This window comes from Streptomyces sp. NRRL S-31, assembly GCF_000718775.1.
Taxonomy (GTDB): Bacteria; Actinomycetota; Actinomycetes; order Streptomycetales; family Streptomycetaceae; genus Streptomyces.
The window spans coordinates 36,367-47,930 of sequence record NZ_JOCB01000063.1 but is presented as its reverse complement, the minus strand read 5'-3'; the positions used below and the strand labels follow the sequence as shown (position 1 = coordinate 47,930).

General features: G+C 73.1%; 13 protein-coding genes. 8 read left to right on the top strand and 5 right to left on the bottom strand.

Annotated features, from left to right (window positions below; all coding sequences use genetic code 11):
- Positions 1-163: 163 nt before the first annotated feature.
- Both IF37_RS0123900 and IF37_RS0123895 read left to right on the top strand, forming a co-directional pair.
- Positions 164-805 (top strand): TetR/AcrR family transcriptional regulator, encoded by a 642-nt coding sequence (locus tag IF37_RS0123900; protein ID WP_037856946.1) that lies wholly within the window; start codon positions 164-166, stop codon positions 803-805.
- Positions 806-838: 33 nt separating this feature from the next.
- Positions 839-1,558, top strand: a complete 720-nt coding sequence (locus tag IF37_RS0123895; protein WP_030746033.1) for a Mut7-C RNAse domain-containing protein — start codon at positions 839-841, stop codon at positions 1,556-1,558.
- Positions 1,559-1,597: 39 nt separating this feature from the next.
- On the opposite strand, the gene IF37_RS0123890 is transcribed toward IF37_RS0123895, so the two are convergent.
- From IF37_RS0123890 to mca, 3 genes are all read right to left on the bottom strand, one after another.
- Positions 1,598-3,631 (bottom strand): thioredoxin domain-containing protein, encoded by a 2,034-nt coding sequence (locus IF37_RS0123890; protein WP_030746030.1) that lies wholly within the window; start codon positions 3,629-3,631, stop codon positions 1,598-1,600.
- A gap of 172 nt (positions 3,632-3,803) precedes the next feature.
- Positions 3,804-4,052 (bottom strand): hypothetical protein, encoded by a 249-nt coding sequence (locus IF37_RS0123885; protein WP_030746026.1) that lies wholly within the window; start codon positions 4,050-4,052, stop codon positions 3,804-3,806.
- Complete coding sequence (gene mca, locus IF37_RS0123880) at positions 4,045-4,905, bottom strand: mycothiol conjugate amidase Mca (RefSeq protein ID WP_030746022.1); 861 nt, start codon at positions 4,903-4,905, stop codon at positions 4,045-4,047. Before mca ends, IF37_RS0123885 begins: the two co-directional genes overlap by 8 nt.
- Before the next feature lie 179 nt (positions 4,906-5,084).
- Between mca and IF37_RS0123875 the strand changes: the two genes are divergently transcribed.
- Together IF37_RS0123875 and greA are read left to right on the top strand one after the other, a co-directional pair.
- Positions 5,085-5,483 (top strand): DUF4307 domain-containing protein, encoded by a 399-nt coding sequence (locus IF37_RS0123875; RefSeq protein ID WP_030746019.1) that lies wholly within the window; start codon positions 5,085-5,087, stop codon positions 5,481-5,483.
- Positions 5,484-5,673: 190 nt separating this feature from the next.
- Entirely contained in the window at positions 5,674-6,171 is a 498-nt protein-coding gene (greA, locus tag IF37_RS0123870) for a transcription elongation factor GreA (protein WP_030746016.1), read from the top strand.
- A 116-nt stretch (positions 6,172-6,287) separates the two neighbouring features.
- On the opposite strand, the gene ilvA is transcribed toward greA, so the two are convergent.
- Positions 6,288-7,517, bottom strand: coding sequence for a threonine ammonia-lyase (ilvA, locus tag IF37_RS0123865; RefSeq protein WP_030746013.1), 1,230 nt, complete (start codon positions 7,515-7,517; stop codon positions 6,288-6,290).
- 163 nt (positions 7,518-7,680) lie between these two features.
- Here ilvA and IF37_RS0123860 point away from each other — a divergent pair, with 163 nt between their 5' ends.
- From IF37_RS0123860 to IF37_RS43775, 3 genes are all read left to right on the top strand, one after another.
- The gene (locus tag IF37_RS0123860; RefSeq protein ID WP_030746010.1) at positions 7,681-8,193 is read left to right on the top strand and encodes a MarR family winged helix-turn-helix transcriptional regulator; all 513 of its coding nucleotides are present in this window, start codon (positions 7,681-7,683) and stop codon (positions 8,191-8,193) included.
- Between the two features lie 100 nt (positions 8,194-8,293).
- Positions 8,294-8,797 (top strand): sigma factor-like helix-turn-helix DNA-binding protein, encoded by a 504-nt coding sequence (locus IF37_RS0123855; protein ID WP_030746007.1) that lies wholly within the window; start codon positions 8,294-8,296, stop codon positions 8,795-8,797.
- A 22-nt stretch (positions 8,798-8,819) separates the two neighbouring features.
- Positions 8,820-9,068, top strand: coding sequence for a hypothetical protein (locus IF37_RS43775; RefSeq protein ID WP_030746004.1), 249 nt, complete (start codon positions 8,820-8,822; stop codon positions 9,066-9,068).
- A 29-nt stretch (positions 9,069-9,097) separates the two neighbouring features.
- Here the strand turns inward: IF37_RS43775 and IF37_RS0123845 are convergent, their stop codons facing one another.
- Positions 9,098-10,252 carry a cystathionine gamma-synthase gene (locus tag IF37_RS0123845; protein WP_030746001.1) on the bottom strand — a complete coding sequence of 385 codons (1,155 nt, stop codon included), beginning with the start codon at positions 10,250-10,252 and terminating at the stop codon, positions 9,098-9,100.
- A gap of 154 nt (positions 10,253-10,406) precedes the next feature.
- Between IF37_RS0123845 and IF37_RS0123840 the strand changes: the two genes are divergently transcribed.
- On the top strand, positions 10,407-11,525 hold the full coding sequence (locus tag IF37_RS0123840) for a hypothetical protein (protein WP_030745998.1): 1,119 nt from the start codon (positions 10,407-10,409) through the stop codon (positions 11,523-11,525).
- Positions 11,526-11,564 lie beyond the last annotated feature (39 nt).

The following is an 11,564-nucleotide window of genomic DNA, read 5'->3' as shown; positions in this document are numbered from 1 at the left end:
GCTCCCACCCGCCCCTTCCCTCCCGCCCCCTCCCGGCCACGGCTCACCCGAGCCGTGGCCGTTCCCCTGTCCGGGCGGCGGTCCTGCGGCCCTTGCCCGGGCGCCGTCCGGCCCGGCCGGGCGGCACGCGGCCGATGGCCACCCCGGTGACCGATGCCGGAGAATGATCCCCATGACGGCCGCGCACTCCCCGCACTTCCCCGCCGACCGCCCCCGGCCCGGGCTGCGGGAGCGGAAGAAGATCAAGACCCGTGCGGCGATCCGCGCCGCGGCCTACGCGCTGGTCCGCGAACAGGGGTACGACGCCACGACGGTCGAGCAGATCGCCGAACGGGCCGAGGTGTCGCCGTCGACCGTCTTCCGCTACTTCCCGGCCAAGGAGGACATCGTCCTCACGGACGAGTACGGCCCCCTGCTCCTGGACGAGCTGCGCGCCCGGCCCGCGGACGAGCCGTGGACGGACTCCCTGCGGCACGTGGTCCGCGAGAGCCTCGAACTGAGCGAGCGGGAGGACCCCGAGGCGCTCCGGCTGCGCGCCCGCCTCGGGGTCCAGGTCCCCGCCGTCCGCTCCCGGTACTTCGAGAGCATGACGGAGACCGGCCGCCTGCTCCGCCGGGCCCTCGCTGAGCGCACGGGCCGCGACCCGGAGAGCCTCGAGGTGCGCGTCGGCGTGATGGCGCTCATCGGCGGCATGATGGAGGTCTCCATGTACTGGGCGGAGCACGGCTGCGAGGACCGGTTGCCGGACCTCATGGAGCGGGCCCTGGACGTCATGGAGGAGGGTCCCCACCCCGGAAACCCCTGAGGCGTACGGCACCGCCCATGACATCCTGACGGAGTGAACGGACCGGAGATCCACGTCGAAGTCGCCCCCGAACTGCACCTGTTCGTACCGGCCGCCCGCCGCGGCGCGGCCACCGCACTGGTCACGGACGGCGTCTCGACGCTCGGCCACGTCGTCGAGTCCCTCGGGGTCCCGCTCACCGAGGTCGGCGCCCTGCTCGTGGACGGCCGCGCGGTCCCGCCCTCGCACGTCCCCGGGGCCGCCGAGCGGGTCGTCGTACGGCCGGTGGAGCGCCCCCAGCGGGTGCCCGGCGCACCGCTGCGCTTCCTCCTCGACGTCCACCTGGGCACGCTGGCCCGCCGGCTGCGGCTGCTCGGCGTGGACACGGCGTACGAGTCGACGGACATCGGCGATCCGGCGCTCGCCGCCCGCTCGGCGGCCGAGAAGCGGGTGATGCTCAGCCGCGACCGGGGCCTGCTGCGCCGCCGGGAGCTGTGGGCCGGCGCCTTCGTCTACAGCACCCGCCCCGAGGACCAGCTCCACGACGTCCTCACCCGGTTCGACCCCGAGCTGCGCCCCTGGACCCGCTGCACCGCGTGCAACGGCCTGCTGAAGGAGGCCACCAAGGACGAGGTCGCCGAGCAGCTCAAGGGCGGCACCCAGCGGTCGTACGACGTCTTCGCCCAGTGCACGGCCTGCGGCCGGGCGTACTGGAAGGGCGCGCACCACGACCAGCTGGAAGCCATCGTGGAGCGCGCCCTGAGGGAACGCTAGAAGGCCGGCGGCGGGGCCGTACGGCGCGGGTACGGCCGCTCAGGAGACGGCGAGCCTCGCCCGCAGGGCCGCCGGGTCCGTCACCGGCAGATCGCAGACGAAGCCGCGGCAGACGTACGCGGCCGGCGCGCCGTCGATCAGGGTGCGGTCGGCGAGGAGCGGGAACTCGTCGCTGTCCGGGGTGCCGCAGGCGACGACGGCCCCCGGGGAGGCGTTCAGCAGCGCCGTACGGTGCAGGGCCGCCGTCCGCTCGTCGGTGAGCGACGGTCCTACGACGGCCACCTCGCGCGGCCCGTCGAGCAGCGCCTCGGCGACGGCCAGCCCCCAGCCGATGAACCGCGGCACGCGCGGGCCGAGCGTCTTCACGACCCCCAGCGCCCGCTCGGCGGCGGTCCGGTGCGGCTCGGACCCGGTGTGCGCGGCGTAGCCCAGCAGCGCGCCGGCCGCGGCGGTCCAGCCGGAGGGGGCCGCGTTGTCGGTGGGGTCCTGGGGGCGGCGGATCAGCTGCTCGGCGTCGGAGGCGGTGTCGTACAGGCCGCCGGTCTCCGGGTCGGTGAACCGGGCGAGCACCTGGTCGAGCAGGAGTCCGGCGAAGTCGAGCCAGACGCCCTCGCCGGTCACCGAGGCGAGCGCGAGGAAGCCCTCGGCGACGTCGGCGTAGTCCTCCAGCACGCCCGCGTTGGGGCCGACCCGGCCGTCCCTGCTGGTGCGGGCGAGCCGGGCGTGTTCGTCCAGGTGGACGCGGACGAGCAGGTCGGCTGCGCCGAGCGCGGCCTCGGTCAGGTCGGGGCGGTCGAAGTAGGCACCGGTCTCGGCGAGCGCGGCGACGGCGAGTCCGTTCCAGGCGGCGACCACCTTGTCGTCCCGGCCGGGGGCGGCCCGCCCGGACCGCTCCGCCAGCAGCCGGCGCTTGACCGAGGCGATCCTCTCCGCGTCGAAGACGCCCTCCGCCTGCGGGAGTTGCAGCACGGACTGCCCGTGCTCGAAGGTGCCCTCCTCGGTCACGCCGAAGTACTGGGCGGCGAGTTCGGCGTCGTCGTCGCCGAGGACCCGGCGCAGCTGCTCGGGCGTCCACACGTAGTACGCCCCTTCCACGTGCCGCCCGGTGCCGTCGTCGCTGTCGGCGTCGAGGGCGGAGGCGAACCCGCCCTCCGCCGTGCGCAGTTCCCGGACCATGAAGTCGGCCGTCTCCAGCGCGACCCGCCGGGCGAGGTCCGAGCCGGTGGCCCGCCACAGGTGGGCGTAGACCCGGCAGAGCAGGGCGTTGTCGTACAGCATCTTCTCGAAGTGCGGGACGACCCAGTCACGGTCGACGGAGTAGCGGGCGAACCCGCCGCCGAGCTGGTCGTAGATGCCGCCCCGGGCCATCCGCTCGCAGGTGTCCCGGGCCATCTGCAACGCGCCCTCGGCGCCGGTGCGCGCGTGGTGGCGCAGCAGGAACTCCAGCACCATGGACGGCGGGAACTTGGGCGCGCCGGCGAATCCGCCGCGCTGCGGGTCGTACTCGCGGGTGAGTCCGAGGAGGGCCTGGGCGAGTTCCTGGTCGCCGGGCGCCTCGGCCGCCTGCCGGACGATCTCCCGCTGGGCGAGGTCCCGGACGATCTTCCCGGCGACCTCGCCGACCTCGTCCTGCCGGGTGGTCCACGCCTGCTGCACGCCCTCCAGCACCTGCCGGAAGGAGGGCATGCCGTGGCGCGGGGCGGGCGGGAAGTAGGTGCCGAAGTAGAAGGGCGCGGCGTCGGGCGTGAGGAAGACGGTCATGGGCCACCCGCCCTGGCCGGTGGCGGCCTGCACCGCCTCCATGTAGACGGCGTCCACGTCCGGCCGCTCCTCGCGGTCGACCTTCACGCTGACGAAGTGCTCGTTGAGGTAGTCGGCGGTGGCCTGGTCCTCGAAGGACTCGTGCGCCATGACGTGGCACCAGTGGCAGCTCGAGTACCCGACGCTCAGCAGCACGGGTTTGCGCGTTCTGCGGGCCTCGTCGAATGCCTCGGCCGACCAGGGCCACCAGTCGACGGGGTTGTCGGCGTGCTGGAGCAGATACGGGGACGTCTCATCGGCCAGTCGGTTCACCGTTCCACTCTCCCACGGCCTCCGGGACCGCGTAGAGACGCGAGCACCGGGCGTGCCCGGTCCCGGGCGCGCTCGGTACGTCCTGGCGCCGGAGGGCGGCCGCGCACGGCTGCGGACCGCCACGCCCGGGCGGTGCGGGGCGTGGCGGTGCCGGAGGGCCGGGGCGGCGGGGTCAGCCCCGCTGGGCCGCGGAGCCGGTCTGCCGCGCGGCCGGCTCCGCCCCGGTGTCCGGGGCCTCCTTGAAGTCGACCTTCTGCATGTGCTTGCTCATCGACTTCATCAGGCCCCACACGGCCACGGCCATCACCGCGAAGACGATGAAACCGAGGACGCCGGGGGTGACCTTGTTCTGGTCGACCTCCTTGGCGAGGGGGGCGAGATGCGTCACGGCCAGGTTCAGGCTTGCACTCATGTCAGGCATTGTCCCGGATGCCCGCGAAGAGGTCGTCCTCGGGGAGGGAGGTGTCGACGAGCGACTTCGCCAGCTCGTACTCCTCGGTGGGCCAGACCTGCTTCTGGAGCTCCAGCGGCACCTTGAACCAGCCGCCGTCCGGGTCGATCTGGGTGGCGTGCGCGATCAGCGCCTTGTCGCGGATCTCGAAGAAGTCCGCGCACGGGACGTGCGTGGTCAGCGTGCGCTCGGAGTGCTCCATCTCGTCCCAGCGCTTGAGCCAGTCCCCGTACGGCGACTCCAGGCCGCGGTCGAGCATCGCCTGGTGCAGCGCCTCGGTGCGGGGGCGGTTGAAGCCCTGGTTGTAGTAGAGCTTCAGCGGCTGGTAGGCGGGGCCGAACTCGGCCTCGGGGTACTTCCCGGTGTCCGCCGCGCCCTCGAACGCCACCATGGAGATCTTGTGGGTCATGATGTGGTCGGGGTGCGGGTAACCGCCGTTCTCGTCGTAGGTGGTGATCACCTGCGGACGGAAGGAGCGGATCTTGCGCACCAGCTCGCCGGCCGCCTTGTCGACGTCCTCCAGCGCGAAGCAGCCCTCGGGCAGCGGCGGCAGCGGGTCGCCCTCCGGCAGGCCGGAGTCGACGAAGCCGAGCCACTCCTGCTCGACGCCGAGGATCTCGCGGGCCTCGTCCATCTCCTTCTTGCGCACCTCGTGGATGTGCTCCTCGATGTACGTGTCGCCCTGGAGCTTGGGGTTGAGGATGGAGCCGCGCTCTCCGCCAGTGCAGGTGACCACCAGCACGTCCACCCCCTCGGACACGTACTTCGCCATGGTGGCCGCGCCCTTGCTCGACTCGTCGTCGGGGTGCGCGTGTACGGCCATCAGTCGCAACTGGTCAGTCAAGGCTCAATCCTCGGTAACTCGGCGCCCCCGTGGCTTCGGGCGCGATCAAACAGTTGTCGTCCCGAAGGACCCCCGTCGAGGGGCGGCGGTCGGGTGCGGGCGGGGAGCTTCTATAGTGACCCAATCGGGGGGCTAATAATTCCGCGGAGAGGACGATCATGAGTACCGCGAGCACGCGGCCGCCCGAGGGCCGCTACGGCCGCCCCTCGGACGAGCGCGCCGACCGCAAGCTCAGGATCGCCGGCTGGGTGCTGGGCGCGGCGCTGCTCGCGCTGGTCGGCTACTTCGCGTACCACTACGTCGCCAGGAACGAGATCAGCGCCGAGGTCATCACCTTCCGGGCGTCGGACGACGCGGTCAAGGTCCACCTGGAGGTCCGCAAGGACGCCGGCACCTCCGGTTACTGCACCGTGCGCTCCCAGTCGGCCGACGGCGCCGAGGTGGGCCGGGCGGACTTCCGCTTCTCGGGCTCCGCCACGCGCATCGACAAGGTCGTCACGCTCCGTACGACGGCCCAGGGGACGACGGCCGAGCTGCTGGGCTGCCACGCCGGCTGACGAGCCGCGGACACACCCCGGTTTCGCCCGGAATGCGCGGGCTCTGACCTGCGTGGATGTAAATTTGGTGACTTATGTCCTCCCCCTTTCGCCCATGAATTGTTAGGCTCGTGGTTTCGCCCATCCAAGAAGGAACATTCTTCTGGGTAGGGCGATGCTTTGTATTCCCAGTACCGACGAGGAGCACCCTGTGACCCAGACCAGCGAGAACGTCACCTGGCTGACCCAGGAGGCGTACAACAAGCTCAAGGACGAGCTTGAGTACCTTACTGGTCCTGCGCGCACGGAGATCGCCGCCAAGATCGCGGCCGCGCGCGAGGAGGGCGACCTGCGCGAGAACGGCGGGTACCACGCTGCCAAGGAGGAGCAGGGCAAGCAGGAGCTGCGTGTGCGCCAGCTGACCCAGCTCCTGGAGAACGCCAAGGTCGGCGAGGCCCCGGCCGCGGACGGTGCCGTCGCCCCCGGCATGGTCGTCACGATCGCCTTCGACGGTGACGAGGACGACACGCTGACGTTCCTGCTCGCCTCCCGCGAGTACGCGAGCGCCGACATCGAGACGTACTCGCCGCAGTCCCCGCTCGGCGCGGGCGTCACCGGCCACAAGGTCGGTGACGACGCCGAGTACGAGCTGCCGAACGGCAAGAAGGCTTCCGTGCGGATCCTGAAGGCCGAGCCCTACACCGGCTGATCCGGCCTCCGGTTCGCTTCCCGCCCCCGGCGGCCCGCGAGGGCCCGCCGGGGGCTTCGTCGTACCCGCGGAGCGACTTCACCCGAAGGGATGGCCGGGGGACCGGCCGGGAAGGGTCAGCCGATGACCGGGTAGCCGGCGTTCTCCAGGGCCCGGCCGAGCTCCACGCAGTGCGCCGGACCCTTCGTCTCCAGGTGCAGCTCCACCTCCGCCTCCGTGAGCCCGAGGCGCGGGTCGGTACGGACGTGGCTCACGTCGAGGACGTTGGCGTCGGCCGCCGACAGCACCCCGAGGAGCGTGGCGAGCGCACCCGGCCGGTCCGTCAGCCGCAGCCGTACGGCCAGGTAGCGGCCCTGCGCGGCCATGCCGTGCCGCAGCACGCGCTGCATCAGCACCGGATCGACGTTGCCGCCGGAGAGCACCGCGACGACCGGGCCCTCGAAGGCGTCCGGCGCGGCCAGCAGCGCGGCCACCGGGCTCGCCCCGGCCGGCTCCACGACCAGCTTGGCCCGCTCCAGACAGAGCAGCAGCGCCGCGGACAGCTGGTCCTCGCTGACCGTGCGCACCTCGTCGACCAGCTCGCCGACGATCCCGAACGGCACCGCGCCCGGCCGCCCCACCTTGATGCCGTCGGCCATCGTCGTCGGGTTCGGCAGCGACACCGGGTGCCCGGCGGCCAGCGAGGGCGGGTAGCAGGCGGCACCCTCCGCCTGCACGCCGACGACCCGGACGTCCGGCCGGACCGCCTTCACCGCCACCGCGATCCCGGCCGCCAGCCCGCCGCCGCCCATGCCGACGACGATCGTGCGGACCTCCGGGCACTGCTGAAGGATCTCCAGGCCGACCGTGCCCTGTCCGGCGATCACGTCCGGGTGGTCGAAGGGGTGGATGAAGACCGCGCCGGTCTCGGCCGCGTACTCCGCGGCGGCGGTCAGCGTCTCGTCGACCACCTGGCCGTACAGGCGCACTTCGGCGCCGTACTCCCGGGTCGCGCTCACCTTCGGCAGCGGGGCGCCCTCGGGCATGAACACCGTGGCGTGCACACCCAGCAGCGAGGAGGCCAGCGCCACGCCCTGCGCGTGGTTGCCGGCGCTCGCGGCCACCACCCCGGCGGCCCGCTCCTCCGGCAGCAGCCCGGCGATCCGCACGTAGGCGCCGCGCAGTTTGAACGAGCCGGTCCGCTGGAGGTTCTCGCACTTCAGGTGCACCGGCGCACCGACCAGCCGGGACAGGTGCCGGCTGCCCTCCAGCGCGGTCACCCGTGCCACGCCCGAGAGCATCCGCTGGGCGCCGCGCACATCGTCGAGGGTGACGGAACGCGAGGGTATGGCCGTGCGGTGGTTCATGCCTCCAGCATCGCAGTTCGCCTCCGCGCGCGACGGGCCTGACCAAGCTGCGAGACCGGGTTTGCGCAGCGCCCCCACGGCCCGGCGCCGGGCCGCGTAACCTGTCCCCCAACCCAGCAGCCCTTCATGAAGCGAGCCCCCGGCCATGCCCACAACACCTGGAATGTCGATGGACATGACGACCGTCGGTGACACCGGTCTTCTCGACACCCTTCAGCACGAGGTGGCGGTGTTCGCCCGCCGTGCCGAACAGACACGGCTCGGCGGCGTGGGCCAGGTGCGCAACTCCATGGACCGCGCCGCCTACCTGCTGCTCAACCGCCTCGACAACGAGGGCCCGATGGGCGTCAAGGCGCTCGCCGCGAGCATGGGCATCGACTCCTCCACGGTCACCCGGCAGGTGGCGCCCCTGGTCGACACCGGGCTGGTCAAGCGCACCTCGCACCCGGAGGACGGGCGCGCGGTGGTGCTCCAGCTGTCGCCGCGCGGGGCCGCCCGGCTGGAGGAGGTGCGCTCGTCCAGGCGTCAGCTCATGGCCGAGCTGACACACGACTGGGCGCCGGAGGAGCGCGAGCACTTCTGCACGCTCCTGACCCGCTTCAATCACGCCCTCTCCGCGCGAATGGCGGTGCAGGGCGTCCCGGCGGCGGAGCAGCCGCCGGCCCCGGCCTCCTGAGGGCCCGCGCGCACCGGGGGGTTCCCACGTCTTGACCCCGGGCCGCCGACGGCCCTGTATGAGACCGGGTCCGCACAGGACCCCGTCGCGGGGAGGCGTGGTGCGTGAACGACGATCGGGCCACGATGCCCGTCGGGCACGGGAGTTCGAGGCGTTCGTCGCGGGTGCGGCGGGGCGCCTGCTGACCGCGGCCACGCTGCTCACGGCGGAGCCGCCGGACGTCAACCCGCGCGCGCGGCGCCTGCTGACGCTCGCGCTCGCGCACACCTATGCCCGGTGGGACCGGCTGCGCGGCGAGGACCCGTACGACCGTGCCCGCCAGTACCTCGCCACGCGCTTCGCGCGGGCCGCCTGGTACCGGTACGGCGTCCTCGGCCGGGCCCGGCCCGGTCCCTGCGGCCCGCTCGCCGTACTGACCGCGCGGGAACGCCTGGTCCTGGTCCTGCGGCTGTACGAGGGCCTGGCCGAGGAGCAGGCGGCGGCCCTGCTCGGCCTGCCCGCGGAGTACGTCCACACCCTCTGCGACCGCGCGACGGCCACCGTGCTGCACCCCGCGCACCGGACGGCCGCCCGGCCGGCGGCCCCGAGGACGGCCCCCTCATGACCCGCGCGCGCGGGAGGGCGTGGTGAAGCGGGAGGAGCGGGAGGCCGCCGTACGCGATGCCATGCGGCGGGCCGTGGCGCCGGTGCCGCCGGAGCTGCACGCGGACGCGGTACGGCGCGGGGACCGGCTGCTGCGCCGCCGGCGACTGGTCCGCCGGGTGCTGTGGCTGCCGGCGTGCGCGGCGGCCGTCGCGTTCGCCGTGTGGGCGGCCGGCGCGCACCCCTGGGTGGAGCCGTCCACGCGGACGACCCCACCGGTCACCGGCTGGTGACAGCGGCCGGCGGCGCCTGCCCCCAGGGACTAGCCGAGGGCCTGCTTGATGTCCTCCAGCAGGTCGTCGACGTTCTCGATGCCGACGGACAGGCGCACCAGGTCGGCCGGGACCTCCAGCTGGGAGCCGGCGACGGAGGCGTGCGTCATCCGGCCGGGGTGCTCGATGAGGGACTCGACGCCGCCGAGGGACTCGCCCAGGGTGAACACCTTGGCCCGGTTGCACACCTCCAGCGCGGCCTCCTCGCCGCCCGCGACCCGGAACGACACCATGCCGCCGAACGCGCGCATCTGCTTGACGGCGACCTCGTGGCCGGGGTGGTCGGGCAGTCCGGGGTAGCTCACGCTAGTCACGCGCGGGTGCCGGGTCAGCATGTCGGCCATCTTCGTGGCGTTCTCGCTGTGCCGGTCCATGCGGACCGCGAGGGTCTTGGTGCCGCGCAGCACCAGCCAGGAGTCGAAGGGGCCCGAGACGGCGCCCATCGCGTTCTGGTGGTAGGCCAGCTCCTCGCCCAGCTCCTGGTCGGAGACGACCAGCGCACCGCCGACCACGTCCGAGTGGCCGCCCATGTACTTGGTGAGCGAGTACACGACGACGTCCGCCCCGAGCGACAGCGGCTGCTGGAGGTAGGGCGTGGCGAAGGTGTTGTCGACGACGAGCCGCGCGCCCGCGTCATGGGCGACCTGGGCGACGGCGGCGATGTCGGTGATGTTGAGGAGCGGGTTGGAGGGGGTCTCCACCCAGACGGCCTTGGTCTGCGGGGTGATCGCGGCCCGGACGGCGGCCGGGTCGCTGGTGTCGGCGACCGACCACTGAACGCCCCAGCGGCCGGCGACCTTGGCGAAGAGCCGGAAGGTGCCGCCGTAGGCGTCGTTCGGGATCACCATGTGGTCGCCGGGGCTGAGCAGCGTGCGCAGCAGCGTGTCCTCGGCCGCCAGGCCGGAGGCGAAGGCGAGACCACGGCGTCCGCCGTCCAGGGCGGCGAGGTTCTCCTCCAGGGCGGTGCGGGTGGGGTTGGCGCTGCGGCTGTACTCGTAGCCGCCGCGCAGGCCGCCCACCCCGTCCTGCTTGTAGGTCGAGACCTGGTAGATCGGCGGGACGACCGCGCCGGTGAGGGGATCCGCGGTGTTGCCCGCGTGGATCGCGAGGGTTTCGAAGTGGTCGCTGATATGCCTGTCGCTCATGTGCATCGAGCCTAATGCGCCCGGCGGGTTCCCGACGTCCGACAGGAGGTGATCGTCGGGTTCCGCAATGTCACTGTCATGCTCCGACCGGGAGTTTTCCACAGGCGAGCGCCGGGGTTCGCCAATTGTCCGCGGGGTCTGGTTCGCTTGGGGCATGGCGATTCTCTGGCTGCTGATGGCGCTGCTCATGCTGGGCGTCGTCCTGCTCCCGGTCCTGCGGCGCAGGCGCGGGACGATCGAGCGGGTTCACCCGGGACACCCGGACGCCGCAGACCCGGCGGACTACGGCTTCCTGCGCCAGGAGGAGCTGGACGTGCGCCTGCCCGGCCCGGACGAGGACCTGCTGAAGGTCCTGGAGCTGGTGCAGCGCACCCGGGACTACCGGGCCGCGGCCCAGCTGCTGGCCGGCACCGAGGCCGAGGGCGAGCTGCGCTGGCAGCGGGTGCAGTCCCTCGCCGGGGCCGCCGCGCTGGAGCTCCAGCAGCGGCCGGGCGGGGTGCACGAGACGCCGGGCGGCCAGTGGCTGCGGGTGTGGCGGGCCGAGCAGCCCAAGGACGCGGGCGGCGCCGCCGTCCACGCCGAGTTCCTGGTGCAGCAGGCCTGGCGGACGGCGACGCCGGGCACGAACGAGTTCCGGATCATCATGGAGGAGGCCCGGAACATCTGCGCGGAGGCCGCCCTGCTCGCCCCCGGCGACCCGGTGCCGTATGTCGTGGAGCTGTCGATCGCGCGCGGTCTGGCCTACCCGCCGGCCGAGTTCGAGCAGCTGTGGCGCAAGATCCTCGACCGGGCCCCGCACCACATGGGCGCGCACCTGGCCGCGCTGCACCACTGGTGCGAGAAGTGGCACGGCTCACGTGAGCAGGCGTACGCCTTCGCCGAGGCCGCCGCCGCCCGCGCGCCGCGTGGCTCGCTGCTCGCCGCGCTGCCGCTGTTCGCGGTGTTCGAGCACCTCCCGGAGGTGAACCTGGTCGCGAGCTTCTACCGGAGCGAGGTCGTCACCAAGGCGATCCACGGCGCGCTGCACGCGGTGCACGAGGCCGACCCCGACGACCCGACGCTCCCGCACGTCCGGCACCTGCTGGTCTTCTTCCTGGTCCGGGCCGAGCGCTGGGCGGAGGCCATGGACCAGCTGGTGCACGTCGACGGGCACGTCGGCGCGCTGCCGTGGACCCTCTCCCAGGACCCGGCCGCCGAATTCGCCCTGCACCGCGCCCTGGCGGTGGCCGGGTACGAGGCCAACGGCGGCAGCCCGGCGGGCCTGCCCGGCTGACGGACCCACCGCGCTCCCGCCCCCGAACATCACCCACCC